Source organism: Agromyces humi (assembly GCF_009720255.1).
Classification (GTDB): domain Bacteria; phylum Actinomycetota; class Actinomycetes; order Actinomycetales; family Microbacteriaceae; genus Agromyces; species Agromyces humi.
On sequence record NZ_WJSP02000006.1, the window covers coordinates 1 to 25,544 of the forward strand.

Sequence of the window (25,544 nt, forward strand, 5' to 3'; positions counted from 1 at the left end):
CGTTCCTCGGCCTGCTGTGGCCCCGGCTCAAGCGGTTCCAAGCGGGCGCGGTGGCGGTGGCCGCCGCGGTCGTCGCCACGCTCGCGACGCCGGTGCTCATGCCCGGACTGCCGGTGCTCGTCGCCGCGATCGTCGCCGTGATCGTCGCCGTGATCGTCGGCTGGTTCGACCTGTTCTCGAGGCGGAGGGGCACATGACGACCTGGCACGTCATCCTCATCGCCGCGGCGGCGACGCTCGCCCTGAAGCTCGGCGGCTACCTCGTGCCGGCCGGCCTGCTCGAGCGTGAGCGGCCCGCCCGCATCGCCGACCTCCTCACCGTCGCCCTGCTGGCGGCGCTCATCGCCGTGCAGACCCTGGGCGCCGGCCAGGCGATCGTCGTCGACGCGCGGGTGCCCGCGCTCATCGTCGCGGCGGCGCTCTTCGCGCTGCGCGTGCCGTTCCTCGTCGTGGTGATCGTGGCCGCTCTCGTCGCGGCGGGCATCCGCGCGCTCACCTGAGCGGATCGGCTCAGTCCTCGAGGTGGTCGACGCCCGGCATCCACGACACCCCGGGCTTGCCCCATCCGAGCTTGCGAGCGATCTTCGCCGCGATCCGCTGGTCGCGTTCGCCGAGCCGGTCGACGTAGAGGGTGCCGTCGAGGTGGTCGTACTCGTGCTGGAAGATGCGGGCGAGCCAGCCCTCCGCCGCGATCTCGAACCGCTCGCCGTCGAGGTCGGTGGCTCGCAGGATCGCGCGATCGGCGCGGCGCAGCCCGAACCGCTCACCGGGGAACGAGAGGCACCCCTCGGACTCCTCGTCCTCGTCGGGTTCGCCGGCGGGCGGCGGGGAGATCCAGAGCTCGGGGTTGATCGCCACGCCCCGCCACTTCGTGCCGTCCTCGTCGGTCCAGCCGTAGGTGAAGAGCCGCAGCGGCACGCCCACCTGCGGGGCGGCGAGGCCGACGCCGGGCGCGGCATCCATCGTCTCGAAGAGGTCGCGCACGAGGGAGCGCAGGTCGTCGTCGATGGTCTCGACGGGAAGGGCGGGGGAGTGCAGCACGGGGTCGCCGGAGATGCGGATGGGGAGGACGGCCATTCGCCAAGGATATCCACGGCGGACCCGGTAGGGTCGATGCGTGGATCCGGACCTGAGCGACCTCTCCGAGCAGATCGCACTCGACCCCACGTCGTTCATCGGAATTCCGTTGGCCCTCGTCGGTGCGGTATTCCTGTCCCTCGGTGCTCAGTTCCAGCACCGCGGCGTCGTCAAGGTCGAGGCGCGCACCGTCGACTCGCTCGGCAAGGGGCTGAACGGCAAGCAGCTCGCGTTGCTGCTCGCGCGCCCGTCGTGGGTGCTGGGCACGGTCATGCTCGGGCTGGCCATCATGTTCCAGCTCGGAAGCCTCTACTTCGCCCCGATCATCGTGGTCCAGCCGCTCGGGGCGATCGCGCTGGTGATCACGTCGATCCTCAATTCGCGGCTGAACCACGTGAAGCTGAACCGCAAGTCGATCACCGCGATCTTCATGTGCGTCGGGGGCGTGTTCCTCTTCGTGGGCGTCGCCGCGTTCACGGCCGTCGACAAGCCCGTCACCGACCGGCAGCTCGTCACGATCCTCATCATCCTCGCCGTCGTGCTCGCCCTGGCCGGCGTCGCGTTCGGGCTGCTCCGCCGCCGCATCCGTGCCATCTTCTACGTCATCATGGCGGGAGTGCTCTACGGCTTCGTTGCGACGCTCGCCAAGGTCGTGCTCGGCCGCATTCAGCAGGGCGAGGTCGAATGGCTCACCTGGACCTGCCTGCTCGGCCTGCTGCTGGCGACGGCGCTCGGCGCGTACTTCGTGCAGAACGCCTATGCGACCGGGCCTCCCGACCTCGTGATCGCCGGACTGACGGTGGTCGACCCGATGGTCGCGGTCGTGATCGGCATCGTGGTGCTGGGCGAAGCGTCGCAGGCCCCGCTCTGGGCGAACCTGGTGTTCCTCCTCGCCGGCGTGATCGCCGTGTGGGGCGTGTTCATGCTGGCCCGCAATCACCCGCAGACCCGGCTCTGACCGCCGTCGCGACATGCGCGCCCGCCGACGCGCCGACGCCGATGCGTAGACTATGTTCGGATTCAGTTCGCGAGGGTGACCCCCAGGACGACCACTCATCGAGGCCGATCGCCTCCATCCCAGAATTGCGAGGAACCACGCCACGTGTCTGACACACCCGGTGCGACTGCCCCCGCCGGCACCGACGGCGCGGAGACGGAACGTCCGCTCACGATCCTGATCGGCGCCGACACCTTCGCGCCCGACGTGAACGGCGCTGCGCGCTTCGCCGAGCGCCTCGCCGCCGGACTGGTCGAGCGCGGGCACGACGTGCACGTGATGGCCCCCGCCGCGAACCGCAAGCACGGCACGTGGAAGGAGGTGCACGAGGGTCAGGAGATCACCGCACACCGTCTCTACAGCTGGCGCTGGTACCCGCACGACTGGCTGCGGTTCGCGCTGCCGTGGCGTATCAAGCAGAACAGCTCGCGCGTCATCGACGCGGTGAAGCCCGATGTCGTGCACTTCCAGTCCCACATCATCGTGGGCCGCGGTCTCTCGCTCGAAGCGCAGAAGCGCGGCATCCGCATCATCGGCACCAACCACTTCATGCCCGAGAACATGCTGGAGTTCACCCTGCTGCCCAAGGCGTGGCAGGAATGGGCGGTCGGTCTCGCGTGGAAGGCGGCGGGCCGCACGTTCGGCCGGGCCGAGGCCGTCACCACGCCGACGCGCCGGGCCTCGCAGTTCCTCGAGAAGCACACCGGGCTCAGGGGAGTGCATGCGATCTCGTGCGGCATCGACGCGCACAAGTACTCGCCCGACTGGTCGCCCCGCACGGAGAACCGCATCCTGTTCGTCGGCCGCGTGACCGGCGAGAAGCAGATCGACGTGCTGCTGCGTGCGATCACGCTGCTGCCCGCCGAGCTCGACGCCAAGGTCGAGATCGTCGGCGGCGGCGACCAGCTGCGCAACCTGCAGCACATGGCGTCGGAACTCGGCATCGCCAACCGCGTCACCTTCACCGGGTACGTCACCGACGACGAACTGCGCGAGGCGTATCACCGCGCCTCCGTGCTGGCGATGCCCTCGATCGCCGAGCTGCAGAGCATCGTGACGATGGAGGCCATGGCCTCGGCGCTGCCCGTTGTCGCCGCGAACGCGATGGCCCTGCCGCACCTCGTGCACGACGGCGAGAACGGGTACCTCTTCGACCCGGGCAGCCCCGACGACCTCGCAGCGAAGCTGCGCACCGTGCTCGAAGCGTCGCCCGAGGAGTACCGCACCCTCAAGGAGGGCTCCCTGCGGCTCATCGCGGCGCACGACATCCAGCGCACGATCTCGACATTCGAGAGCCTGTATCGTGGAAGGCCGGTGACCGACCCGGTCACGGATGTCGCGCCCGCAGCACTCCCCGAGTGAGGCGCCGCGAGGGGCGGTAGCTCAGCCGGTCAGAGCAGTGGACTCATAATCCATCGGTCACGGGTTCAAGTCCCGTCCGCCCTACTCTGAAATCTCGTCTCATCAGGATTTCTTGTCCCGAACGAAGGGACGAGATTTGATGCGCAACACGTTTATCCGACACTCTTGGTCGAGAAGCGGTTTCGTAGGCTTCCCTGGACGTCGGGTGGTCGTCAGGATCAATACTGCCCTGAACTTAGTTCCGGTCTCGCTCACGGTCGCACAGGCACACGCGTTGCTGGCTCAGGGTCGTCAGTTCGTCACCCGACCGGTAGCGGATCCCCTTGCGGGGCCTCCGGATGCTGTGTGGCCGCTCCCTCAGGCCTTGCCGCCCGTCTCACGGCCGTCCTTAGCGCGGGTGAGATCGGTCTCCGCCCGTGCACCATCGACGCCCCTCGCGACCTCGCCGCCCATGCGCTGGTCGAGCGCGCTACCCCTGCCGAACCGATTCCACAGCGTTACGCCGACGGCGGCGAGCACGATGACACTGCCGATCACGATCCAGCTCACCAAGTCCATGGGAACTCCCGTCAGCCCGCCGCCTCATCGCGGCACCCTGGGGCGGAGGATACGCCCCGGTTGGATGGTCGGCGGCATCGGCAGGACGAATGGCGCCGCCGAGCCGACCCAAAGCGAGAGACCCGACCCGGAGAATTTGATCGGAGTTCAGCGTTCCCCTTGGTGCTGGGCTCGTCCGCTGAGCCGACCGACTCGCGGATCCCAATCGAACCCCTGACGTTCAGTTGGTCGTGGTGGTTCGAGTTGTCAGAGCTAGGCGGACGCGCGGCAGGTCTTCGCGGGCGATGACAACGGTGGTGGCTACGTGCGGGAGCAGTTGCGCGCCGATTGCGTAGACGAGCGGGTCGGTATCAATCTGGGCTGCCGGAGGTTCCGCCCCGTCGATCTCGAGCATGGCACGAACACGACGGGATAGGCGTCCTCGAATCGCATTTCTCCACGCGAGTCGGGGCTCTCAGCGACTGCGTGAGAATCGCCCCGGTCCGCTCACTGAGCAGGCTGCTCGGACGTCGAATACCGGATGGATGAGCTCTTGGCTTGATGAACCGCGTCCATCGGTTCGAGCCGCGGTCCTCGTCGCATCTTGTCGACGTCGATGATCGCCTGCGCGAAGGCGTCGGGCGCTTCCTGCGGCAGGTTGTGGCCGATCCCGCCGGTGATCACGCGATGCGCGTACGGCCCGGTGAACTTCGCCGCGTAGGCCGAGGCATCCGGGTGGGGTGCGCCGTTGGCGTCGCCCTCGAGCGTGATGGTCGGCACCGAAATCGTCGGAGTCCCGGCGAGTCGGTCCTCTACTTCGGCGTATCTCGGGTCGCCGTCGGCGAGGCCGAGGCGCCAACGGTAGTTGTGGATCACGATTTCGACGTGGTCAGCGTTGTCGAGCGCGACGGCGCTGGCGTCGAAGGTCGTGTCGTCGAACGCCCACTTCGGTGATGCGAGCCGCCAGACCAGCTTTGCGAAGTCGCGGCGGTACCGGTCGTACCCTGCCCGTCCCCGCTCGGTAGCGAAGTAGTACTGGTACCACCACTGCAGCTCGGCGGCCGGCGGGAGCGGTACGGTGCCGGCGGCCTGACTGCCGATGAGGTAGCCGCTTACCGAGACGAGGCCGATCGTGCGCTCCGGGTGCAGTACGGCCAGGATGTCGGCGGTGCGGGCACCCCAGTCGAAGCCGGCGACGATCACGCCCTCGATGGCGAGCGCGTCGAGGAACGCGATCGCGTCCGCCGCGAGCACGGACTGCTGCGCGTTGCGAGCGGTGTTGGCATCCCGGAAGACCGTTTCACCGTGCCCTCGCAGGTAGGGCACGAGCACCCGGTATCCGGCTTCCGTGAGCCGCTTGACCGACAAGCTCATCAGCCTTGGGCGCGAACCAGGTTCATTGCCCGGCACAACGCTCCAGCTCATCGAGTGGCATCGAGAACTGGCACCGATGATCATGGCCAAGAACTCCCGATCACGTTGAGATTCTTCGAGATCCCGGCTCGGGCCGAGGCGGCGTATCCATTGGTCCGCGGTTGTGCACCGGGCGGATCCTCTTCGAGTCTTCTCGATACGTGCCCGTTCGACTCGGATTGGTTGGCGAGGTGTCCCTCAGAGGAGTTCTTTCGGGGGGCGTGCCAGATCGCCTGCTCGATCTACGGACCCTTCTCGCGGACCAGTCGAGCGAGTACTTTCAGCCTCCGCGGTCCAGCTGGCGAGGAGCTGGAGGGCGTCGTGTGAGGGGCTTCCCGGTTCGGCGGTGTAAGCGATCAGCATCAGTTCACGTGCTGAGGAGAGTTCCATGGCTTCGTAGCTGAGGTCGAGGTGGCCGACGGTGGGGTGGGTGATGCGCTTGATCCCGGTGCGGTGTTCGCGGACATCGTGGGAGGCCCACAGCGTGCGGAACGCCTCGCTGCGTGTGGAGAGTTCGCCGACCAGGTCGCTGAGCGGGCGGTCGTGGGGCGCGCGGCCTGCTTCGGTGCGCAGGAGCGCGACGGTCTGCTGCGCGGCGTCGTCCCAGTCCCGATAGAACGCGGGGGCTCGTTCGTCGAGGAACACGAATCGACCGAAGTTCGCCGGGCGTTGCGGTTGCACGTACAACTCGGAGAAGACCGCGCGGGCGAGCCGGTTCGCGGCGATGATGTCGAGGCGACCGTTCTGCACGAACGCCGGCACATCGTGCATGGCGTCCAGGAGCTGCTGCACGCCTGGACGCACGTGCTGCGGCCTCGCCGGACCGCGGCGTCGTCGCGGGTGGATGCCCTCGTTCACGGTCCGAACGAGGTCGTAAAGGTGCGCGCGCTCGGCGCCGTTCAGCTGCAGGGCCCGGCTGACGCCTTCGAGCACGGCTTCGGACACTCCTTTGGCGTTGCCGCGTTCGAGCCGGGTGTAGTACTCGACGCTCATCCCGGCGACCAGGGCGACTTCTTGGCGGCGGAGCCCGGGGACGCGGCGTCGGCCGCCGAAGTCGGGCAGGCCGACCTGGCCGGGGGAGAGCCGGGCCCGTCGTGTGGTCAGGAACTCCCGGATCTCGTTCGGAGTGTCCATGCCACCGAATCTACGTCAGCGACCGCGACCGCAGGGGGTCCCTGGTGTTAACCGGATCGGCCGGGTCTGCCTCGGTTCGGTGAGCCGATCTTGACTGGGTACATCACACACGACCGGACCGGGATCCGACCGATACCGGAGCCACGTCCCAGTTCCGAGAGAAGGAAGCACCACATGAAGAACGCACGTCTCGGCGGCCTCGAGGTCTCCCGCATCGGCCTTGGCGCGATGACGATGGCCGGCACCTACACAACCGGCGGCGTGCTGGATGACGACGAGTCGGTCCGCACGATCCATCGCGCTCTGGATCTCGGGGTCACCCACATCGACACCGCGGAGATCTACGGCCCGTTCCTCAGCGAGGAGATCGTCGGACGCGCGATCAACGGCCGGCGTGACCAGGTGAAGATCGCCACGAAGTTCGGGCTCGTCTCCCACTTCGGTGCCGGGCCCGGCGTGGTCGACAGCAGCGCCCCGAACGTGAAGGCCGCCGTGGAAGGATCGCTGCGCCGGCTCGGAACCGAGCACATCGACCTCTACTACCAGCACCGGGTGGATCGGAGCACTCCCATCGAGGAGACCGCCGGCGCCGTTGCCGAGCTCATCACGGAGGGCAAGGTCCTTCACTTCGGCCTGTCCGAGGCCTCCCCGGAGACGATCCGGCGGGCGCACGCGGTGCAGCCGGTGACGGCGCTGCAGACGGAGTACTCGTTGTGGACCCGCGACGTCGAGGCGGAGATCCTGCCGCTTCTGCGGGAATTCGGGATCGGGTTCGTTCCCTACTCGCCGCTCGGTCACGGGCTGCTGACCGGGCAGATCCGTTCCGCCGCGGACATCCCCGAGAACGACTGGCGCAAGACCAACCCACGGTTCACCGGCGAGAACTTCGACCGGAACCTCCGAATCGTCGACGAGGTCCGCGCGATCGGAGCAGAAATCGGCGCCACCCCGGCGCAGACCGCGCTGGCCCGGATCCTCACCCGAGGCGACGACATCGCCCCCATCCCCGGCACCCGCCGCGTTGCACGCGTCGAGGAGAACACCGCGGCTGACGGCATCGAACTCAGTGCCGAGCAGCTAGACCGCTTGAACGCACTGCAGCCCGCCGCGGGGGAACGACACGACGAAGCCAACATGGCCTCCATCGACCGCTGAACCTACCGATGGCACGTGGCAGAAGGCATGGAGGCCACTCTGCGGCCAATCACCCGTTCATCGTCGGCAGGGAGTTCACCGAGTCCCTCGGCGTGTCCGGAGACAGAATTCCTTGGAAGGATCGCGTTCCAGGCACGTCCCGGCAAGTATCCGCGCAAGCTCGTGGACGCGCGGTCCGGATGATCGTCGAGGATGCCCGGCCCGGCACCGGCTCGGTCTTGGAATCGGCATCTCGGAGGCAATGCGGACATGGATCGCCGCCACCAGCTCGACGCGGGCGTGGCAGATCCCGCACTCGCCGGGCCGGCGGACCCTACCCATGGTTTGATCCGCGCACTGCTCCCGCCGAGACGGCGCGTGCAGGCCGAGGAGTTCCATCAGTCACGGGTTCAGTCCCGTCCGCCCTACCAATTGCTCTCGATCAGGGATTCTGGCCCAGCGGAGCGAACCGTGAGTGACGCCGAGCGGTGGCGTTCCGGACGTTATCGACGAGACTGGATTCGCCTCGTCCGGGTTCGCTTCCGCCTTGGGGATCTGGTCGCTGGGGTGCGAGATCAACGCCGACCGTGCCGGCAACACTGCATGACCCGCGCCGGGTGATCACGGTCCGGTGATGGTGCCGGTGAACGCGGGGGCGTCGCGGATGGTCGCTACGTCGTCGAAGGTGCCGATCGGGACGATTCCGTCGTAGTAGCCGACGTTGTCGTAGTAGAGGACGAGCGCCTGGCTGGGGGCGTAGTAGCCGATGGTGCCCGGTTCGGCGTCGCTTCCGGGCGGCATGCCATCGAGTGAGAGTGGGGCCGGAAGTGGAGCGATCTTCTCTTGCCCGCCGAAGTCGCCGAACGAGAGTTGCAGCGGAAGCTGGACGAGGAGCGAGGCCGTGGCGGCGTTGTCCTGCAGGGATCCGCGGACGGTCGTGCCGCCGAAGGTGATGAGAACGGAATGGTCGGTGGACACGGATGCCTCCTCGGTCAGGGCAGGTGCTTCGGCGCCCGAAGTGGGCGGCGGCGCCGGCGGTGCCGTTGATGCCGTGGATGGTGTCGCGTGCGTGATGCCCGGCAAGCGAGCCGCGTCGTCGGCTCCCGCGCAGCCCGAAGAGACGAGGATCACGGCAAGCACGGCGCTTCCATGCGTGAAGGCGACGCCGCCGCGTCCATCGGTATGGGTCATCATCGCGCCCCTCGTCTTCTCATCAGCCCAACGTCCTCTCTCATCTGTTCAGAACGTGAGCAGCACCTTGATCGCGCGCCGCTCGTCCATGGCCTTGTAGCCCTCGGCCGCCTGCTCGATCGGCAGGGTCAGGTCGAAGACGTCGCCCGGGGTTATCCCGTCGATCATGATCAGGTCGATCAGCTCAGGTAGGAACCGCCGCACGGGGGCCGGCCCGCCGTGCAGGTGCACGCCCGAGAAGAACAGCTCCAGGCCGTCGAGCGCGACGCCGTGCGCGACGCCGACGTATCCGACGTGCCCGCCGGCGCGGGTCGCGCGCATGGCCTGCATCATCGACTCCTGCGTGCCGACGGCCTCGACGGTCGAGTGCGCGCCGAGCCCGCCGGTGAGTTCCTTGACCTTCGCCACGCCCTCGTCGCCGCGCTCCTCGACGATGTCCGTCGCGCCGTACCTGCGCGCGAGCGCCTGCCGGTCGGCATGCCGGGAGAACGCGATGATCCGTTCGGCGCCGAGCTGCTTCGCGGCCAGGATGGCGAGCAGCCCGACCGCGCCGTCGCCGACGACCGCGACGGTTTTGCCCGGGCCGGCTTCGGCGGCGACGGCGGCGAACCACCCGGTGCCGAGCACGTCGGATGCCGCGAGCAGACCCCGCTCCTGCTCGGGCGTCGGCCGCGTCGGCGTGGCGACGAGGGTGCCGTCGGCGAGGGGGACGCGGAGGTACTCCGCCTGGGTGCCGAGTGAGCCCATGGGCACTGCGTGGACGCAGTGCGACTGGTACCCGGCCCGGCAGATCGCGCAGGTGTTGTCGGAGGCGAAGAACGACCCGACGACGAAGTCGCCGACTGCGACGTTCCGCACGTCCGCACCGATCTCCTCGACGATGCCGACGTACTCGTGACCCATCGGCACCGGCCACTCGGCGTCCTCCGCCCCACGGTACGGCCACAGGTCCGACCCGCAGATGCAGGCCGACGTGACGCGGATGATCGCGTCGGTCGGCTCGACGATCGTCGGCTTCTCACGGTCCTCGACGCGGACGTCGCCGGGGCCGTACATGATGACACCACGCATCGTGCGTGCTCCTTCTCTTCTGGGGTTATCGGGCTGATGGCGTAGGCGCGGCAGCGGGCTCGGGGTCGATGGCGGCCGGGTCATGACCGGGGTGACGCCGCGGGCCGAGTACGACGACGGATGCTGCGGCCAGCGCGATCGCCACCACGGCGACGATGCCGAGCGGCAGCATGGTCGCCGCGCCTCCGATGCCGACGAGCGGGGCGACGACGCCGCCGAGCGCGAAGCGCGCCATCCCGAGCAGCGACGATGCGGTACCCGCCATCCTTGGATGGTCGGCGAGCGCGATCGTCGTCGTGGGCGGGGTGGTCACGGCGACACCGCCCACCAGCAGGAACAGCGAGACGATCACCATGCTCGCGGGCACCGCGACGAGCCCGCCGAGGAGCACGCCGAGTGCGCCGGCACCGCACATCGCGAGGCCGGAGACAAGTGTGGCGTGGAGACTCCACCGCTGGCTCGAGCGCGCAGCGAGCCATCCGAAGGCCATGAACCCGGCGGAATTCAGCCCGAACGCGAGGGCGTACTGCTGCGGGGTGAGCCCGTAGATGCCCTGCAGCACGTAGGTCGCCCCGGCGAGGTAGGCGAAGAGTGCGGCATATGCGAGGCCGCTTGCGAGCACCGCGCCCACGAAGCGGCGGTCGCCCAACAAGGCATGGTAGTCACGTGCGATCTGCGCGAACCCGCCGCGGGTGCGGCGGTCGACGGGCAGCGTTTCGCTGAACTGCATGGCCACGGCGAGCAGGATGACGCCGCCGATGGCGGCGAGGAACACGAAGAGGCCGCGCCAGTCGGTGACGATCGCGAGCAGCCCGCCGAGCAGCGGGCCGACGATCGCTGCGAGGCCGCTCAGCACGGTCACCCGCCCGAAGTACCGGACCAGCGCGGCGCCCGAATAGAGGTCGCGGCCGGCGGCCTGCGCGATGACGATGCCGACGCCGCCCGCGAGCCCTTGCACGAAACGCGCGACGATCAGCACCTCGACGCTCGGTGCGATCGCGCACCAAGCCGAGGTCACGATGTAGGCGACGACGCCGATGAGCAGCGGCATCCGTCGCCCGAACCGGTCGGACAGGGGCCCTGCGATCAGTTGGCCGAGTGCCAGGCCGATGAGGCAGGCGGTGACGGTCAGCTGCGCCATCGACGTGGCGGCGCCGAGCTCCCGCGTGAGCGCCGGGAGCACGGGCAGGTACAGGTCCATCGAGATCGGGCCGAACACCGTGAGCAGGAGCAGCACGGCCGGAAGCATCCGCCCGGCAGTCGGGGGCGCGGCTGGCTGCGACCGGAGCGGTGACGTGGAAGCGGGCATGTCATCGAGTGAACCGGGTCGCGCGGAATCGGGGGAGTCCCTGAGGAGAGGTGTACCCGGAGGGCACCCCTCGCCGGCGGCATCCGACTTACGCTGTGGGCATGGACAACCGAAGCGAGGTGCGCGAGTTCCTGATGTCGCGCCGCGCGAAGCTCACCCCCGAGGCGGTGGGCCTGCCGGCCGGGCCGAACCGCCGCGTCGCCGGGCTGCGCCGCACCGAGGTGGCGGTGCTCGCGGGCGTCAGCGTCGAGTACTACTCGAAGCTCGAGCGCGGGGCGATCGCGGGCGCGTCCGCTTCCGTCCTCGAGTCGGTGGCGACGGCGTTGCAGCTGGATGACACGGAGCGCGCGCATCTCTTCGACCTCGCCCGCGCAGCTGACGGCATCCCCACGTCGGGACGGTCGCGCACTCGCACGGCTCGCCAGGCGCCGGCCCGCCCGAGCCTCGACTGGACGCTCGATTCGATCACCGGCGGCATCGCGTTCGTGCGCAACCAGTACCAGGACCTGCTCGCCACCAACGCCCTCGGCCGGGCGTTCTACTCACCGCTCATCGGCGACGGCGGCCGCACGCCGAACCTCGCCCGCTTCCAGTTCCTCGACCCGGCCGCCCGCGAGTTCTACCCCGACTGGGACAGGTTCGCGGAGATGTGCGTCGCCATCATGCGCGCCGAGGCCGGCCGCAACCCGCACGACCGTGCCATGCAGGACCTCGTCGGTGAGCTCTCGACGCGGAGCGAGACGTTCCGTCGCCTGTGGGGCGCGCACGACGTCCGCACGCACGGCACGGGAACGAAGCGGTTCGTCCACCCGGTGGTGGGCGAGCTCACGTTCGCGTACGAGGAGTTCGCGCTCACGGGGGAGCCCGGCCTCGTGATGCTCGTCTACACCGCCGAGCCGGGATCGCCGTCGGCCGAGCGAGTCGCGCTGCTCGCGTCGTGGACGGCGAGCCATCCACTCGTACGTGGAGGTACTGCGCCGTAGCGGCAGCCCTTGCACCGAACGGCTCGCGCCGACGATTCACCGGGGCCTGCGGAGTGAGCCGCCACGTCGAGGTGCGGGAGGGTGTTCACCGCCCCCGGTGGTCGGGCGTGGCGCTCGTTCGGTAGCGAAAGCCACAGGAGCACGAGGGACGTAGTGAAGAGCAGGGCGAAGACCCCGCCACAGCGGCGGCGGGCGGCGAGCTCAAGGCTCGCGGGGCTGGAGAATCAGCCGAGTTCGACATTCGATCTCCTTCGCAACTGCGCTCCCCGAGTCAGCCAAAGGTGCCGGACGAAGTGGATCCGAGGTGCGATGCTGAGCTGTCGCCGTGTTCCGGCATCCGGGCTGCGCGCCGATAGTCAGTAGTCATTCCGCGACGGCCGGTTGGGGCGATCGAAACCTACGTCTGCAGGCCCGCGTGCGCATCATCCGAAATGGGTGACCGATCGAGCTTGCCCGCTGCTGGTCCGGACGAACGAGATCTGATCGGATTTTCGCCCACTTGATCCGCGCACGTTTATCCAACATTTTTGACCCGAGATGGCCCGAGGGTGGTCGAGCTGATCCAGTCGCCTCGGGAACAGACAGCGACGATCGCGGCAAGGAATTCCTGATCACGCCGAGATCAGTCGAGGTATCCCGGCTCGCGCCGAGGTCGCGGACCGGGAGCCAGCAGCTCCGCAGCACGGAAGCGGTCGTGCGACAGGAAGGACGCCGCCAAGAGTCGGAGCGACTCGTGAGCTCCTTGCCGCGCTTGTGCAAGGAGGCGGCGCATTTTGCGTGGACAGCACTTCCTGCGTGGCGAGTTGGAGGACGAGCGTATCGATCGGGATCGCGGGCGGGCCGTGACCAGCGAACGAGGCCAGAGCAAGGGCGATTGACGTCTGACTCGTGCAACGTTGAGGGTCTGAGCGCGGGCCGGGGGGCCATTCTCAGCGAACATGCGGGCCGTCCAATGGGGGTCGATAGCCTTGGCGCCGACCATGTCCACATGGCTTTCCTCCTGCACGACGCACGGGGCCTCGAGCGCGGGTCGCGCGAGATCGCGGCGCCCGAGCGGCGCAGGGCCGCGCGTCGCCTGTGGCGGGTGGACCTGCTGCAGGCTGCCGCGGTGGCCACTGTGGCGATGGCGGTCGCGCTGTTCCTCGCCGACGGCGGCGCCGCGGGGATCGGCGACCCCGGCGGCGCCCTGACGGCGCTCGGGATCGTGACGGGGCTCATCGCGACGGACCTGGTGCTCGTCATGCTCGTGCTCGCGGCCCGGGTGCCGCTCATCGAGCGGTCCGTCGGGCAGGATGCCGCGATGGGGCTGCATCGCCGGCTCGGCAAGCCGGTGCTGGTCCTGCTGCTCGCGCACACGGTGCTGCTCGTGGCCGGGTACGCGGTCGCCGACGGCAGCGGGCTCATCGGCGAGGTCGTGTCGTTGTGGAACACGCCCGACATCCCGCTCGCGCTGCTGGGCCTCGGACTGTTCGTCGCGGTCGTGGTCACCTCGCTGGTGGCCGTGCGCCGACGGTTCCGGTACGAGGTGTGGCACGGCATCCACCTGCTCGTGTACGGGGCGGTGCTCGGCGCGCTGCCCCACCAGTTCAGCCTCGGCGGGCTGTTCGCTGAGGGGACGTGGCAGCGGTGGTACTGGCTGCTGCTGACGATCGCGGCGTTCGCGGCGGTCGTCGTGTACCGGTTCGGCGTGCCCGTGTACCGCACCCTGCGGCACCGGCTCGTGGTCGAGGCGGTCGAGCCGGTCGGGCCGGTCGGCGACGGCGTCGTCTCGATCCGGCTGCGCGGCGACGACCTCGAGCGGCTCGGCGCCACCGGCGGGCAGTTCTTCGTGTGGCGGTTCCTGACCCGAGGGCAGTGGTGGCAGGCGCATCCCTACTCGCTGTCGGCGGCGCCGCGGGGCGGAGCCCTCCGGATCACGGCGCGCGCCCTCGGTCGTGGGTCGGCGGGGCTGGCGAGCATCCGCCCAGGCACGCGGGTCGCGCTCGAGGGGCCGTACGGCATCTTCAGCGAGGCGTCCCGCAGCCGGAGCCGCCTGGTGCTCGTCGCGGCGGGCATCGGCGTCACGCCGGTCAGGTCGCTGCTCGAGTCGGCGCGGTTCCGGCCGGGCGAGGCGACCGTGCTCCTTCGCACCAGGAGCGTCGACGAGGGCTGGCTGCTGGAGGAGCTGCGCGAGCTCTGCCGCGCGCGCGGCGCCACGCTCATCACGATCCCGGGTGCGCGCGGTGCGGGATGGCTGAGCGCCGACGCCGAACAGCAGGGCCTCTCGCTCAAGGAGTTCGCGCCGTCCGTCGTCGACTCCGACGTCTACGTGTGCGGTCCGCTGGGCTGGTCCGAGGCGGTCGTCGCCGAGGCCCGGGCAGCGGGCCTGCGTCCCGAGCAGATCCACCACGAGAGGTTCGACTGGTGAGGGCACGAGCTTTCGTCATCGCGTCTGCGGCCTCGGCCGCGGTCCTCCTCACGGGTTGGCAGCTCGGCACCGCGGGCACCGATCCCGCCGCGACCACTGCGTCGAACGGCGGCACCTCGAAGACGACGGGCGGCACGGATGCCTCGTCTGGCTCGTCGAGTGGAACGACCGACGCGACGGATGCCGCCGCCACCGGCTCGACGACCCAGCAGGCCGGGTCCGGTGTCGCCGACGGCACCTACCCGGGCACGACCGTCGGCACGCGGTTCGGCGACGTGCAGGTGCAGGTCACGATCTCGGGGGGCGCCATCACCGACGTCACGCCGTTGCAGCTCACCGACCATGACGGACGCTCGGTGTCGATCAGCAACCGGGCCGCGCCGATCCTGCGGGACGAGGTGCTCCAGTCGCAATCCGCGTCGGTGTCATTCGTCAGCGGCGCCACCTACACGAGTGACGCCTACGTGCAGTCCCTCCAAGCCGCGCTCGACGCCGCGGGGTTCTGATGGTGCAGGCCCGTACGCTCCCGCCCAACGCGTTCGCCGCGATGGGCACGGTGGTGAGCGTGCGCGCGGGCGGAAGCGACGTGGTGGCGGCACGCGCGACAGTGATCGCGGCATCCGTCTTCGAGCGGTGGGACCGCCGGTGCAGCCTCTACCGGCCCGACTCCGAACTGAGCCGGGTCGCCAGGGGCGAGCTCGCCCTGAGCGACGCGTGCGTGGAGCTCCGCGACGCCTACGCGCTCGCCGTGGCGTGGCGGGCGCGCACCGGCGGCGCGTTCACGCCGCATCGGGCCGACGGGGTGATCGACCTGAACGGCGTCGTGAAGGCCCTTGCCATCGCCGAGGCGGGGGAGGCGATCGGGGCGACGGGTGTCGACGAGTGGGGAGTGGACGCGGGCGGGGACGTGCTCGTGAGTGGGCTGCGGGCAGGCGGCTCGCCATGGATCGTGGGCATCGCGGACCCGGGGGACCGCGGAGCGATGGTGGCGTCGCTGCCGCTCGGAGATGCCCGACGCGCGATCGCCACCTCGGGCACGGCCGAGCGCGGCGACCACATCTGGTCGCCCACCGACGTGAGGGATGCGTCGTTCGTGCAGGTCAGCGTCGCCGCGGCCGACATCGTCACCGCCGACGTCGTCGCCACCGCGATCATCGCCGGCGGCGAGGCAACCCTCGACGAGCTGACCGCCTGCGAGCAAGTCGACGTCCTCGCCGTGCGAAGCGACGGCACGCTCCTCGCCACGCCGCGGTGGCCGCGGGCTGCGTGATGAGATGCCTTCGGAGATGCGGGAACGTGGTCATTTCGGCCGAAGGGGAGGCCCCGCCGATCCGCATCGAGGCCGAGGGCACGCGGTCCGAGCTCGCCACCGGCGAGGTACGGGTCTTCTTCCTGTGACGTCACTGATCCGGGCGCACGATGATGGTCGGCGTCGTCACAGCGAGCAGCACGTCCTGGCTCACGGACCCGAGCAGAAACCGGGCGACACGACTGCGACCGTGGCTTCCGATCACGAGCACCGAAGCGTCGCGAGACTCGGCCAAGAGCACTTCTGCCGCGCCACCCTGCTCGAGACGTCCCCGCGGGGCGGCGTCGAGCGCGTTCGCGAAGGCGAGCGCGTCGTCGAGGATCTGGCGGTGCATCTCCTCGACCATCCCGATGCCCTCGGCATGCTCGTCGTAGGCGCTCTCCCAGAGCGACGGAGGCTCCCATGCGTGCACGAGGGTCACCGCCTCCCCGGATCGCTTCGCCTCGTCCGCGGCGATTGCGATGGCGTCGATCGAGGTGGCTGAGCCGTCGACGCCGACGATCACGCCGGATCGTTCGCTCGCGCCGTACTCGTCGGGGATCACGGCCACGGCCCCAGCCCCCGGCTGTCCAGCCAGGCGCCCACCGAAGCTCCATCGCCCTGGCCGGCCACGGGTACGTGCGCCGACGACCGTGAGCGTGCCCGCTGCGACGTAGTCGTCGAGCTCTTCGAGCGGGTCGCCCTGCACCGTCACTGTCGTGAGCCGAAGTTCGGGGTGCCGTTCACGGATGTCGTCGGTAGCCTCCAGCAGCTGGGCGCGTGCTTCGATGAGCTGGCCGCCAGCGGGGAGCCCGTCGCTCGAGCGGGCGCGCCCGGGAACGACATGGACGACGACGAGCGGAATTCCGTCTGCATGCGCGAGTGCCCACTGCAGCGCACGTCGGGACGAGTCGCTGCCGTTCCATCCGACCACCATCTTCTCGAACACGCCGGTCACCTGCCTCTTGGAGCGCGAGTCGCTTTCTGCCCACGGTCTCATCGGCGCGGGCGCTACCGTCGGGACGAAGGTCATATCCGGCGCCCCCCGTCTGGGACATCGCGTCGCGGGACCAAAGCCCTTGGCTGCCACCACCGACCGGCGACACGTGGCGATGATCGTGAAATCATGACCACGACGTGAAGGGTCGAGCGCAGCTCGAACATGGAGCATCTCGTCGAGTAGGGCTGACAGGGTGCACGAGCCCGCACGATTCGAGTGCTGCCCCTGCGACCCGCCGTTGCGGGAGGATCGACGTATGGCCCGCACCTTGAGGCTCGCCGTTCGATATCGGCTGGTCACGCTGACGATCGCGATCGGCGTGATCGGCATCATCCTCGCCGTCTCGGGCGCCGCCGCGGCGGTCCCGTGGGTGTTCGGCCTCTACGCGCTCGCGATCGCTGCATGGCAGGCGGTCGGTATGGTGCGCGACATGCTGCGCGGGCATTGGGGCCTCGACATCTTGGCGGTCACCGCGATCGTCGCGACGGTGCTCGTCGGCGAGTACATCGCCGCCCTTCTCGTGGTGCTCATGCTCACGGGCGGTGAGGCGCTGGAGGACTACGCCAGCCGCCGCGCGAAGCGCGAGCTCGATGCCCTGCTGACTCGGGCACCGCAGCTGGCGCATCGCATGCAGGACGACCACATCGTCGACATCCGCGCCGACGAGGTGCGCCCGGGCGACGTCCTGCTCGTGCGTCCGAGCGAGATCGTTCCGGTCGACGCGACGCTCAGCTCCGTCGAGGCCTCGATGGACGAGTCGTCGATCACGGGCGAGAGCGTGCCTGCCGAGAAGGTGGCCGGCGACCAGGTGCTGAGCGGCTCGGTGAACGGCCAACTCGCAGTGGAGATCATCGCCTCGGCGACCGCTGCCGACAGCCAGTACCAGCAGATCGTCGCGCTCGTCGCAGAAGCCGCCGACTCGAAGGCGCCGGTCGTGCGGCTGGCCGACCGATACGCGGTGCCGTTCACCGTGTTCTCGCTCGCGCTCGCCGGCGTCGCGTGGTGGCTCTCGGGCGATCCGGTGCGGTTCGCCGAGGTGCTCGTGCTCGCGACGCCGTGCCCCCTCCTGATCGCCGCGCCCGTCGCGTTCATCGGAGGGATGAGCCGCGCCGCACGCAACGGCGTGATCGTCAAGGGCGGGGGAGTGCTCGAGCAGCTTGCTGGCGCGAAGACCGCCGTCTTCGACAAGACCGGCACGCTCACCTACGGCGCGCCGACGCTCGTCGCGATCCGCCCCGAGAACGGCTTCGGAGCCGACGAGCTGCTCGGCCTCGTGGCATCCGCCGAGCAGTACTCCTCGCACGTGCTTGCGGCCTCGATGATCGACGCCGCACGGAGTCGCGGGATTCGGCTCACCGAGGCCGACCGAGCGAGCGAGCAGGCGACGAACGGCGTGCAAGCGAGCATCGAGGGTCGCGAGGTCGTGGTCGGGAAGTTCACGTTCGTCGCTGACCGTGCACCGGATGCCGCGCGCACCACGATCGCCGCGGGCGAGCTTGCGGTGTACGTCGCCATCGACGGGCGCTTCGCCGGCTCGCTGCTCGCGAGCGATCGCGTGCGCGACAACGCGAAGGCCACGCTGGACCGACTCGACGAGCTCGGCGTACACGAGACCATGATGCTCACCGGCGATGCACAGGCGACGGCCGACCACATCGCCGCGGAGATCGGCATCACGAGCGTCCGCGCCGAGTGCCTACCGGCCGACAAGGTGCATGAGGTGGCGGCGATTGCGAAACGCCCCGTCATCATGGTCGGTGACGGCGTGAACGATGCACCGGTGCTCGCGGCCGCCGACGTCGGTATCGCCATGGGAGCGAAGGGCGCGACCGCCGCGAGCGAGTCGGCCGATGCGGTGATCCTCGTCGACGACATCTCCCGCACCGCGAAGGCAGTGGAGATCGGGCGTGACACGGTGCATATCGCCCTCCAGAGCATCTGGCTCGGGATCATCGTGAGCGTCGCGCTGATGATCGTCGCAGCCTTCGGCCTCATTCCCGCGACGGCCGGTGCGCTGCTCCAGGAGGTCGTCGACCTGGCGACCATCCTGGCCGCCCTCCGCGCGATCGGCGTCAGACGCGACGAGAAGGCGGCGGTTCAGTCGTCGGCGGCTGAAGCGACGTCGCACTCGCGATCGCCACGGTGAGTGGCGCCGTCGTTCCTCGGCCGAGCTGATGGCGTCACAGGACGCAGCGGCACCCGCGCTCGACCTACTCGCCCAGCATCTGCTCCATCTGCTCGATTTCAGCGGACTGGCTCTCGACGATAGCGCGTCCGAGCGCCGCCACCTCGGGGTTCTCCGAGTTCAGGATCATCTGCGCCATCTGGATCGCACCCTCATGATGATCGATCATGCCCTCGAGGTACAGTCGGTCGAACTCGGCTGCCGTCGCACCTTCCAGTGCGGCCATCTCGCGCACGCTGAGCATCCCGCTCATGCCCACGCCCATGCCGTTGTCACCCACGGTCATGCGCCCTTCCGGCTCCTCGAGCCAGTTCTCCATCAGCTCGATCTCGGCACCCTGGGCATCGCGGATGCGCTCGGCCAATCCCCGAACGTCGGTGTCGGTCGCCTTCGCGAGCGCGAGTTCGGACATGTCGACGGCCTGCTGATGGTGAGGGATCATCATTCTGGCGAACATGATGTCCACGCGGCCGAACTCGTCCGACTCGCTCATCATGCCGCTGGCCGGTTCGGAGCCGTTCATCATCCCCGCGTGACGGTCGTCGTCGGGGCCGTCGAAGTCGATGGTGCAGCCTGAGAGGGCGACGCCGACCGTGATGACGACTGCGGCGATCCCGGCCGCGCGGTCCTTTCCTACCGACATGATCGTTCCCTGCAAGGTCAGCCGTCGTGCACGACCAGGACCGGGCAGTGGGCATGTGCGCTGCACGCGGAGCTGACCGATCCGAGGAGCAGGCCAGTGAAACCGCCATGCCCGCGCGTGCCCACGGCCAGCATCATCGCGTCCTTCGACTGTTCGATGAGGACGTCAGCCGGTCGACCTCGTTGGATGGCTGCGGTCACCCAGTCGGGGATGACAGTGCCGAAGGCAGCTTGCATCGCTCCTTCGACGACGCGCGTCGCGTCTTCCTCTGGAGTGACGTCCGACTCCGGGTAGTAGTAATTGCCATAGAGCAGCGTCGGGTAGTTCCACACGGCGAGCGCGTGGACGGCGACGCCGAGCCTGCCGCCCAGCTCGGCGGCGAACCGGAGTGCGGCGACGGATTGAGCGGATCCATCGACGCCGACCACGATCTCGCCGCCGGTCCCCTTCGGCTTCGCGGCGGGCGCCTCTCCCGGCGTGGTGGGTGTTGACATAGTGCGAGTGTCGGATGCACGGGGCGGTCGGGTTGGGTCGAAGGTCACATCGCCCCCGCGGCATCGCTGGGACATACGGCCCATGGCGCGGGCCAAGGGTCGTCGAGGACGTCGAAGGAACTCGCCGCCGTCGCGGCGAATCCCGTGCATCCGTCAGCTGAACAACGTGCGTGCCGAGCGGGCGGTGAGTGCCGCGACGGTGGCCGCCATCAAGAGACCGGCGACCGTGTAGATCCCAAGCAGGACGGCGATCTCGGTCGAGTCGTCGACGATCGGCGATGGCGCGAACGTCCAGAGGATGGCGATCGCCCAGGCCCCCATGTTCACGGGGATCCATCGCTTCGAATGCGTCCGCTGCCGAATGACCAGCCATTGCAGCACTGGGATGCTCGCCAGCAAGGCTGTCGCACCCGCGACGACCAGGACCATGCCGGGTGGCATGGCGAGTGGAACGCCCAGCGTGCTCGGAAGCAAGCCGATCGCCCACGCGATCATCGCCCCGAGTGCCGTTGCGGCGATCCACTTCCGGGGAGTCGGGCGGCGTGCGCCCATTCCGGCGAGCTGCGCCGCCCCGAGCATCGCCCCCTCGACCGCGCCCGCGCCGACGAGTACGAGATACCGCCATGGGTCTTCCAACGCAGAGCCGACCACGGTGAGTGCGACGGCAGCGACGAATGTGAACCCGAGTGCCTCGCCCGATGTGACCGCGACGATCCAGCGGCCGATGGAGAAGGGAGGGTCTCGCGGCGCGTTCGTGGGGTGCGAGGGCGGCGACGACGCTGCGCTCCGCGGCTCCTCAGCTGTCGGCACGAGGCTGCGCGTCGGCACGGGCGAATGTCCGGCCGTGAATCTCGGTGGGTGTGATGCGGACCCAGCGATCCTTCTCCTCGGGCGCCCATGGGGTGATGCCGAGTCGTTCCGCGGCGTACACCTCGCCCTGGCGGTCGAACTCTTCCGCGAGCCCTTTCACGACGACGCTGAAGGCGTCGGTCTCCGTGAAGGCGTCCACCTCGAACGCGACACGGTCGTTGATCGTGAGCTCGAGCAGCTTGGTACCGGCTGCCGTCCGGAAGACGACGGTCCCATGGTCGACCCCGTGATTGACCGGGAAGATGTCGATTTCTCCGGCGGCTGTCGCCGCGACGCGTCCGTATGGCGCGGCTTCGATCCGCTCCCAGCATTCTTCGGCCGAGAGCTCACGGGTGGCCCGAGTGTCATCGTTGGGTTCCATGCTGACAGGCTCCGTCAATCCGCGGGTCGTTCGCGGGTCGAAGGTCCCGCCGACGACACGACCCGGGTGTCGCCGTCGACGCCGTCGGCTTGGGGCGGGCTCACGAACGTGGCACGTCGATGTGTCGCCCGCGCGGTCGGGAGAAGGCCGAGTTGGAGCAGTACGAGGCCGAGTTCTACCGACCCAGCCGTGAAGTACACGGCCTGCAGGAAGCTGAACGGTATGACCATCATCTGCACGAAGATCCAGATGAGCGCGGCATAGCCGGCCGCCGCTGCAGCGAGCAACGCCGACGATCGCCGACGCAGGAGCAGGACGAACGCGATCGCGTTGACGCCTCCGAGTACCAACGTGAGGAGGAGGCCGGGCACGAGGTAGGACGAGAATGGCGAGCCCTCGAGATACTCCTCGGGCGGGGTGATCACCAACGAGAGATCTGGGATGATCGCACCCAGCGTGAGCGCGAGACCGCCGGCGAACGCCGTCACCGCGACGAACGCTTCGACGGCGAGGAGGGAGGTGCGAGTTGCCTGGTGCGGGTTCATGGCAACGATCGTGCTCCTGACCACGAACGGCCCTGGGGACGAAGGTCCCACCGTCGCCGGTCAGGGCTGCGTCACGTGCAGCGGTGGGGCGCGAGATGCTCGTCCTCGTCCTCGTCGCAGACGCTGGGCGCCCCGGGCGCCCCACTCGCCCTCAGGCGTCGGTCGAGTGCGGCACGATGACGACTGGGCCGCCGGCGTTCATGATCAGGTCGTTGTTGGTCCGCCCGAGGGGGCGGTAGCCGCGAGCACCAGGCACCGTCGGGCGGCCGCTGACGGTGAGCATCGCGCGCCTCGACGCACTCGCGAGCGCCTCTCCCGCCGACGTCGTGGTGTGCCGGAGTTCGATGTCCACGGGTGCGTCGTCAGCATCGGCGGCATCGAGGAGCGATCGCAGCGCGCGGTCATCGAACGGCGTGTCCCGGTCGGACCGGAGCACCACGACCGGCTCCGCGAGCCGAGCTGCCTCACGCACGGCGAAGCGCACCGCCTCGATCCAGCCCGGCGCAGTGCCTGCGCCGACGATCACGCCGCGGCGTCCGTTCGTCGACGATGACGGGACGATCGCGATCGGCACGGGGGCGGTGGCCGCGAGCTGCAGTCCGCGGGCGCCCAGCGCATGTCCGTGGAAGGTTCCAGACTTGTGCGAGCCGATCGCGACCGACTCGTATTCCGATGCGGAACCCGCGAGCTCGAGCATCGGGGCGCCGACCTCGACGGCAGCGGACACCGGCACGTCACCACCTGCGATTCCCCGTGCGAACTCCAGCTCACGTGCAGCGAGCTGTTCCGCGTCGCCGCGGAGTTCCCTCAGATCCCGATCGCTGATCGTGCCCCATTCGTCGTCGACGACGGTGAGCAGGGTGATGCCGGCATCGAGGGCGGCGGCTCGTTCGACCGTCCACGCGATCGCTGCGCGGCTCGCCACCGAACCGTCGATGCCGACGAGGATCGTCCTGTTCATCGTGGCCGCCTTCCGACGTCAACGGCCTCCCGTGCGCGCTCGCCGGGAGGATCCGGTACGCGGCCATGCTCTCCCGACCGGATCGTCGGTGGCGGGCCGTTGGTCCCGTGGCCCGCCTGTCGGCGGATTGTGCCCGATGGTAGCCTGCGGACAAGACGCTCCGGAGGTGCCCGTGCCCGGTCAGCTGCCATCAGGATCCGTCCCCGGCATGCCGGAGTCAGATCTCGACCGTGCGCTCCACGAGTTGGTGGATCGCGCCGGTGAGGTGATGCGCGCGCAGGACCGGCTCAGGGCACTGCTGCGCGCAACGCAGGCGGTCGTGCAACAACTGGAACTCAGGGTCGTCCTGGAGCGGATCGTCGAGGCCGCGGTCGAGCTCGTCGATGCCCGGTACGGGGCGCTCGGCGTCATCGCCGAGCACGGAGGCCTGGAGGCGTTCATCCACGTCGGGATGCCGCCCGAGCAGGTGGCGGCGATCGGCCACCTTCCCGAGGGTCGTGGGGTCCTCGGCGCGCTGATCGATGACCCGCATCCGATCCGACTCGAGCACATCACCGACGATCCCCGTTCGGTCGGCTTTCCCGCGGGACATCCACCGATGGACGGATTCCTCGGGGTGCCGGTGCGCGTCCGTGACGACGTGTACGGCAACCTGTACCTGACGGAGCCTCGGTCTGGGGAGTTCACCCGAGACGACGAGGAACTCGTCGCGGCGCTCGCGGGGACGGCGGGGTTTGCGATCGCGAATGCACGCCTGTTCGACGAGACGCTGCTGCGCCAGCAGTGGACGGCGTCGTCGGCCCAGATCGCCTCCGCGCTGCTCGACTCGGACAGCTCGACGGCGATCTCGCTGCTCGCCGATGAACTCGCCGCTCGGTCGACGGCTGACCGGATCTGCATTCTTCTTCCCGGCATCGAACCCCTCACGTTGCGTGTCGTCGAGGCACGGGGTCTCGGTGCCGACCGGATGTCGGGAGCCGTCGTCTCGGCCATGGACACCGTTGCATCGCTGTCAGTGGAGACGGGTGCGTCGCGGGCTGTTCCCGGCGCACGCGACTCCGACTCGTCGGACGCCCTTGCGATCACGGTCGGGCGCGACCCGGGCCCGGTGATGGCCGTGCCACTCAAGCACGGGAACTCGGTGTGGGCCGTCATCGTGGTCTCACGTGAGCCGGGCAGACCGCCGTTCGGCCCGGCCGATCTCGACATCGCCGACGACCTTGCCGGCCGGGTCGGCTTGGCGATCGAGCTGGCCGAGGCACGCGAACAGCGCCAGCGTGCCGAGCGGACCGAGGACCGGGCCCGGATCGCACGTGACCTGCACGACCACGTCATCCAACAGCTCTTCGGCGTGGGACTCGAACTCCAGGCCTTGGCGGGAGAGTCCTCGACGCCGGCCGCAGAGCGGCTTCTCGGCGCAACCGAGACGATCGATGACGCCATTGCGCAGATCCGCACGATCATCTTCGCCATGCGACCGCGTGGGACGGAGGACTCGCTACGCCACCGCATCCTCGACGTGGTCGCCGAGGCCTCCTCCGGTCTCGCCAATCCGGTTGCCGTGGGCTTCGCCGGGCCCGTCGACCTCGTCCTCGGCGGACCCATCGGAGGCGACATCACGGCGGTAGCTCGAGAGTTGCTGTCGAACGCGGTACGGCACTCGGAGGCAGAGCAGATCCGCGTCTCCGTCACCGTCGACGCGACGTCGGCGCGCGTCCTCGTCGAGGACGATGGAGTCGGCATACCCGAGCAGGGGCGCCGAAGCGGGCTCGACAACCTCCGGGCACGCGCCGAACGTCGGGGCGGCAACCTGCGGATCGACTCGGGGCCGGGCGCCACCACGATCGAGTGGACGGTGCCGGCGCCGGGCACAGAATCGAATGCCGATCACGACGCGATCGGAGGGCCCCGGTGACACGCATCTTCCTCGTCGACGATCACGAGATCGTCCGACGCGGCATCGCGGAACTGCTCGATCGCGAACCCGACCTCGAGGTCGTGGGGGAGGCCGGAGATGTGACGCACGCCCTCGCTCGCATCGCAGCGACGCTTCCCGACGTCGTGGTACTCGACGTGCGGCTACCGGATGGCGATGGCATCGAACTGTGCAGAGAGGTGCGATCGCGACATCCCGCGGTGGGCTGCCTCATCCTCACCGCCTACGATGACGACGAGGCCACCCTGTCCGCCGTCCTCGCCGGAGCGTCGGGCTACGTGTTGAAGAACGTGTCGGGGTCGCGCCTCGTCGAGGACATCCGCGCTGTAGCCAGCGGCCGATCCCTGCTCCACACTGCAGCCACTCGTCACGTCGCCGAGCGGGCCGCAGCCGGAGACCGTGATGACCCGAGATTCGGGTCGTTGCAGTTGCGCGAGCGACAGGTGCTGGCACTCATCGCCGAGGGACTCACCAACCGCCAGATCGGCGAGAAGCTCGGGCTTGCCGAGAAGACCGTGAAGAACTATGTCTCGGGGTTGCTGCGCAAACTCGGTCTCGAACGTCGCACCCAAGCCGCCGTCTTCGAGTTGGAGCGCCGCGACCCACCGGCATGACAGGTGCGGTCGCGATGCTCGTGCGTCGGATGG

26 protein-coding genes, 1 tRNA gene and 1 pseudogene are annotated in these 25,544 nt (G+C 69.2%); 13 read left to right on the forward strand and 15 right to left on the reverse strand.

All coding sequences use genetic code 11. The annotated features are described in order from the left end of the window. Positions 1-197 (forward strand): annotated as a pseudogene (locus GH736_RS01435) (AzlC family ABC transporter permease); the annotation flags it as partial. Continuing rightward, positions 194-499: an AzlD domain-containing protein gene (locus GH736_RS01440; protein ID WP_159599546.1), complete on the forward strand. Its 306-nt coding sequence runs from the start codon at positions 194-196 to the stop codon at positions 497-499. The pseudogene GH736_RS01435 and the gene GH736_RS01440, both read left to right, overlap by 4 nt. A gap of 10 nt (positions 500-509) precedes the next feature. Here GH736_RS01440 and def read toward each other — a convergent pair whose 3' ends face one another. Continuing rightward, positions 510-1,076: a peptide deformylase gene (gene def / locus GH736_RS01445; protein ID WP_159599548.1), complete on the reverse strand. Its 567-nt coding sequence runs from the start codon at positions 1,074-1,076 to the stop codon at positions 510-512. 40 nt (positions 1,077-1,116) lie between these two features. On the opposite strand from def, the gene GH736_RS01450 reads away from it, so the two are divergent. The 3 genes from GH736_RS01450 to GH736_RS01460 all read left to right on the forward strand — a co-directional run bounded on the left by GH736_RS01450 (position 1,117) and on the right by GH736_RS01460 (position 3,519). Continuing rightward, positions 1,117-2,034: a DMT family transporter gene (locus tag GH736_RS01450; protein ID WP_159599550.1), complete on the forward strand. Its 918-nt coding sequence runs from the start codon at positions 1,117-1,119 to the stop codon at positions 2,032-2,034. A gap of 144 nt (positions 2,035-2,178) precedes the next feature. Further along, complete coding sequence (locus GH736_RS01455) at positions 2,179-3,435, forward strand: glycosyltransferase (protein WP_235933788.1); 1,257 nt, start codon at positions 2,179-2,181, stop codon at positions 3,433-3,435. A 10-nt stretch (positions 3,436-3,445) separates the two neighbouring features. Further along, positions 3,446-3,519, forward strand: a tRNA-Ile gene (locus GH736_RS01460). A 273-nt stretch (positions 3,520-3,792) separates the two neighbouring features. Here the strand turns inward: GH736_RS01460 and GH736_RS01465 are convergent. The 4 genes from GH736_RS01465 to GH736_RS01480 all read right to left on the reverse strand — a co-directional run bounded on the left by GH736_RS01465 (position 3,793) and on the right by GH736_RS01480 (position 6,519). Continuing rightward, positions 3,793-3,984 (reverse strand): hypothetical protein, encoded by a 192-nt coding sequence (locus GH736_RS01465; RefSeq protein WP_159599552.1) that lies wholly within the window; start codon positions 3,982-3,984, stop codon positions 3,793-3,795. 229 nt (positions 3,985-4,213) lie between these two features. After that, the gene (locus tag GH736_RS01470) at positions 4,214-4,387 is read right to left on the reverse strand and encodes a hypothetical protein (RefSeq protein WP_159599554.1); all 174 of its coding nucleotides are present in this window, start codon (positions 4,385-4,387) and stop codon (positions 4,214-4,216) included. Positions 4,388-4,479: 92 nt separating this feature from the next. Further along, the gene (locus GH736_RS01475; protein WP_235933789.1) at positions 4,480-5,346 is read right to left on the reverse strand and encodes an alpha/beta fold hydrolase; all 867 of its coding nucleotides are present in this window, start codon (positions 5,344-5,346) and stop codon (positions 4,480-4,482) included. 237 nt (positions 5,347-5,583) lie between these two features. After that, positions 5,584-6,519 (reverse strand): helix-turn-helix transcriptional regulator, encoded by a 936-nt coding sequence (locus tag GH736_RS01480; RefSeq protein WP_159599558.1) that lies wholly within the window; start codon positions 6,517-6,519, stop codon positions 5,584-5,586. A gap of 174 nt (positions 6,520-6,693) precedes the next feature. On the opposite strand from GH736_RS01480, the gene GH736_RS01485 reads away from it, so the two are divergent. Beyond that, positions 6,694-7,674, forward strand: a complete 981-nt coding sequence (locus tag GH736_RS01485; RefSeq protein ID WP_159599560.1) for an aldo/keto reductase — start codon at positions 6,694-6,696, stop codon at positions 7,672-7,674. A 600-nt stretch (positions 7,675-8,274) separates the two neighbouring features. Here the strand turns inward: GH736_RS01485 and GH736_RS01490 are convergent. From GH736_RS01490 to GH736_RS01500, 3 genes are all read right to left on the reverse strand, one after another. Beyond that, the gene (locus tag GH736_RS01490; RefSeq protein WP_159599562.1) at positions 8,275-8,631 is read right to left on the reverse strand and encodes a cyclophilin-like fold protein; all 357 of its coding nucleotides are present in this window, start codon (positions 8,629-8,631) and stop codon (positions 8,275-8,277) included. A gap of 261 nt (positions 8,632-8,892) precedes the next feature. Then, positions 8,893-9,915: a zinc-dependent alcohol dehydrogenase family protein gene (locus GH736_RS01495; protein WP_159599564.1), complete on the reverse strand. Its 1,023-nt coding sequence runs from the start codon at positions 9,913-9,915 to the stop codon at positions 8,893-8,895. Between the two features lie 25 nt (positions 9,916-9,940). After that, entirely contained in the window at positions 9,941-11,152 is a 1,212-nt protein-coding gene (locus tag GH736_RS01500; RefSeq protein WP_407922316.1) for a multidrug effflux MFS transporter, read from the reverse strand. Positions 11,153-11,325: 173 nt separating this feature from the next. Here GH736_RS01500 and GH736_RS01505 point away from each other — a divergent pair, with 173 nt between their 5' ends. The 4 genes from GH736_RS01505 to GH736_RS01520 all read left to right on the forward strand — a co-directional run bounded on the left by GH736_RS01505 (position 11,326) and on the right by GH736_RS01520 (position 15,884). Continuing rightward, complete coding sequence (locus GH736_RS01505; protein ID WP_159599568.1) at positions 11,326-12,207, forward strand: helix-turn-helix transcriptional regulator; 882 nt, start codon at positions 11,326-11,328, stop codon at positions 12,205-12,207. A 988-nt stretch (positions 12,208-13,195) separates the two neighbouring features. Beyond that, the gene (locus tag GH736_RS01510; RefSeq protein WP_235933790.1) at positions 13,196-14,614 is read left to right on the forward strand and encodes a ferredoxin reductase family protein; all 1,419 of its coding nucleotides are present in this window, start codon (positions 13,196-13,198) and stop codon (positions 14,612-14,614) included. Further along, the gene (locus GH736_RS01515; RefSeq protein WP_159599570.1) at positions 14,611-15,120 is read left to right on the forward strand and encodes an FMN-binding protein; all 510 of its coding nucleotides are present in this window, start codon (positions 14,611-14,613) and stop codon (positions 15,118-15,120) included. Before GH736_RS01510 ends, GH736_RS01515 begins: the two co-directional genes overlap by 4 nt. Next, entirely contained in the window at positions 15,120-15,884 is a 765-nt protein-coding gene (locus GH736_RS01520) for an FAD:protein FMN transferase (RefSeq protein WP_235933791.1), read from the forward strand. Before GH736_RS01515 ends, GH736_RS01520 begins: the two co-directional genes overlap by 1 nt. Before the next feature lie 130 nt (positions 15,885-16,014). Here GH736_RS01520 and GH736_RS01525 read toward each other — a convergent pair whose 3' ends face one another. Next, positions 16,015-16,860: a universal stress protein gene (locus GH736_RS01525; RefSeq protein ID WP_159599572.1), complete on the reverse strand. Its 846-nt coding sequence runs from the start codon at positions 16,858-16,860 to the stop codon at positions 16,015-16,017. 298 nt (positions 16,861-17,158) lie between these two features. On the opposite strand from GH736_RS01525, the gene GH736_RS01530 reads away from it, so the two are divergent. Further along, positions 17,159-19,048, forward strand: a complete 1,890-nt coding sequence (locus GH736_RS01530; RefSeq protein ID WP_159599574.1) for a heavy metal translocating P-type ATPase — start codon at positions 17,159-17,161, stop codon at positions 19,046-19,048. A gap of 64 nt (positions 19,049-19,112) precedes the next feature. Here GH736_RS01530 and GH736_RS01535 read toward each other — a convergent pair whose 3' ends face one another. From GH736_RS01535 to GH736_RS01560, 6 genes are all read right to left on the reverse strand, one after another. Next, positions 19,113-19,613 carry a DUF305 domain-containing protein gene (locus GH736_RS01535; RefSeq protein ID WP_159599576.1) on the reverse strand — a complete coding sequence of 167 codons (501 nt, stop codon included), beginning with the start codon at positions 19,611-19,613 and terminating at the stop codon, positions 19,113-19,115. A gap of 134 nt (positions 19,614-19,747) precedes the next feature. Then, on the reverse strand, positions 19,748-20,158 hold the full coding sequence (locus GH736_RS01540; protein ID WP_235933792.1) for a universal stress protein: 411 nt from the start codon (positions 20,156-20,158) through the stop codon (positions 19,748-19,750). A 219-nt stretch (positions 20,159-20,377) separates the two neighbouring features. Further along, positions 20,378-20,719, reverse strand: coding sequence for a hypothetical protein (locus GH736_RS01545; RefSeq protein WP_159599580.1), 342 nt, complete (start codon positions 20,717-20,719; stop codon positions 20,378-20,380). A 301-nt stretch (positions 20,720-21,020) separates the two neighbouring features. Continuing rightward, entirely contained in the window at positions 21,021-21,455 is a 435-nt protein-coding gene (locus GH736_RS01550) for a pyridoxamine 5'-phosphate oxidase family protein (RefSeq protein ID WP_159599582.1), read from the reverse strand. Between the two features lie 14 nt (positions 21,456-21,469). After that, positions 21,470-22,000 carry a hypothetical protein gene (locus GH736_RS01555; RefSeq protein WP_203230616.1) on the reverse strand — a complete coding sequence of 177 codons (531 nt, stop codon included), beginning with the start codon at positions 21,998-22,000 and terminating at the stop codon, positions 21,470-21,472. Between the two features lie 151 nt (positions 22,001-22,151). Beyond that, positions 22,152-22,961, reverse strand: a complete 810-nt coding sequence (locus GH736_RS01560; protein WP_159599584.1) for a universal stress protein — start codon at positions 22,959-22,961, stop codon at positions 22,152-22,154. A 208-nt stretch (positions 22,962-23,169) separates the two neighbouring features. Here GH736_RS01560 and GH736_RS01565 point away from each other — a divergent pair, with 208 nt between their 5' ends. Beyond that, the gene (locus tag GH736_RS01565; protein WP_159599586.1) at positions 23,170-24,876 is read left to right on the forward strand and encodes a sensor histidine kinase; all 1,707 of its coding nucleotides are present in this window, start codon (positions 23,170-23,172) and stop codon (positions 24,874-24,876) included. Next, positions 24,873-25,511 carry a response regulator gene (locus GH736_RS01570; protein WP_159599588.1) on the forward strand — a complete coding sequence of 213 codons (639 nt, stop codon included), beginning with the start codon at positions 24,873-24,875 and terminating at the stop codon, positions 25,509-25,511. The genes GH736_RS01565 and GH736_RS01570 overlap by 4 nt, the downstream gene beginning before the upstream one ends. Positions 25,512-25,544: the final 33 nt, after the last annotated feature.

Coding starts and splice junctions, on each gene's coding strand:
- def (WP_159599548.1), bottom strand. CDS start 1,076: ATGGCCGTCCTCCCCATCCGCATCTCCGGCGACCCCGTGCTGCACTCC.
- GH736_RS01555 (WP_203230616.1), bottom strand. CDS start 22,000: ATGAACCCGCACCAGGCAACTCGCACCTCCCTCCTCGCCGTCGAAGCG.
- GH736_RS01480 (WP_159599558.1), bottom strand. CDS start 6,519: ATGGACACTCCGAACGAGATCCGGGAGTTCCTGACCACACGACGGGCC.
- GH736_RS01530 (WP_159599574.1), top strand. CDS start 17,159: ATGGCCCGCACCTTGAGGCTCGCCGTTCGATATCGGCTGGTCACGCTG.
- GH736_RS01560 (WP_159599584.1), bottom strand. CDS start 22,961: ATGAACAGGACGATCCTCGTCGGCATCGACGGTTCGGTGGCGAGCCGC.
- GH736_RS01440 (WP_159599546.1), top strand. CDS start 194: ATGACGACCTGGCACGTCATCCTCATCGCCGCGGCGGCGACGCTCGCC.
- GH736_RS01470 (WP_159599554.1), bottom strand. CDS start 4,387: ATGCTCGAGATCGACGGGGCGGAACCTCCGGCAGCCCAGATTGATACC.
- GH736_RS01565 (WP_159599586.1), top strand. CDS start 23,170: ATGCCGGAGTCAGATCTCGACCGTGCGCTCCACGAGTTGGTGGATCGC.
- GH736_RS01475 (WP_235933789.1), bottom strand. CDS start 5,346: ATGAGCTTGTCGGTCAAGCGGCTCACGGAAGCCGGATACCGGGTGCTC.
- GH736_RS01510 (WP_235933790.1), top strand. CDS start 13,196: ATGGCTTTCCTCCTGCACGACGCACGGGGCCTCGAGCGCGGGTCGCGC.
- GH736_RS01485 (WP_159599560.1), top strand. CDS start 6,694: ATGAAGAACGCACGTCTCGGCGGCCTCGAGGTCTCCCGCATCGGCCTT.
- GH736_RS01550 (WP_159599582.1), bottom strand. CDS start 21,455: ATGGAACCCAACGATGACACTCGGGCCACCCGTGAGCTCTCGGCCGAA.
- GH736_RS01545 (WP_159599580.1), bottom strand. CDS start 20,719: ATGATCGCGTGGGCGATCGGCTTGCTTCCGAGCACGCTGGGCGTTCCA.
- GH736_RS01520 (WP_235933791.1), top strand. CDS start 15,120: ATGGTGCAGGCCCGTACGCTCCCGCCCAACGCGTTCGCCGCGATGGGC.
- GH736_RS01495 (WP_159599564.1), bottom strand. CDS start 9,915: ATGCGTGGTGTCATCATGTACGGCCCCGGCGACGTCCGCGTCGAGGAC.
- GH736_RS01505 (WP_159599568.1), top strand. CDS start 11,326: ATGGACAACCGAAGCGAGGTGCGCGAGTTCCTGATGTCGCGCCGCGCG.
- GH736_RS01535 (WP_159599576.1), bottom strand. CDS start 19,613: ATGATGAACGGCTCCGAACCGGCCAGCGGCATGATGAGCGAGTCGGAC.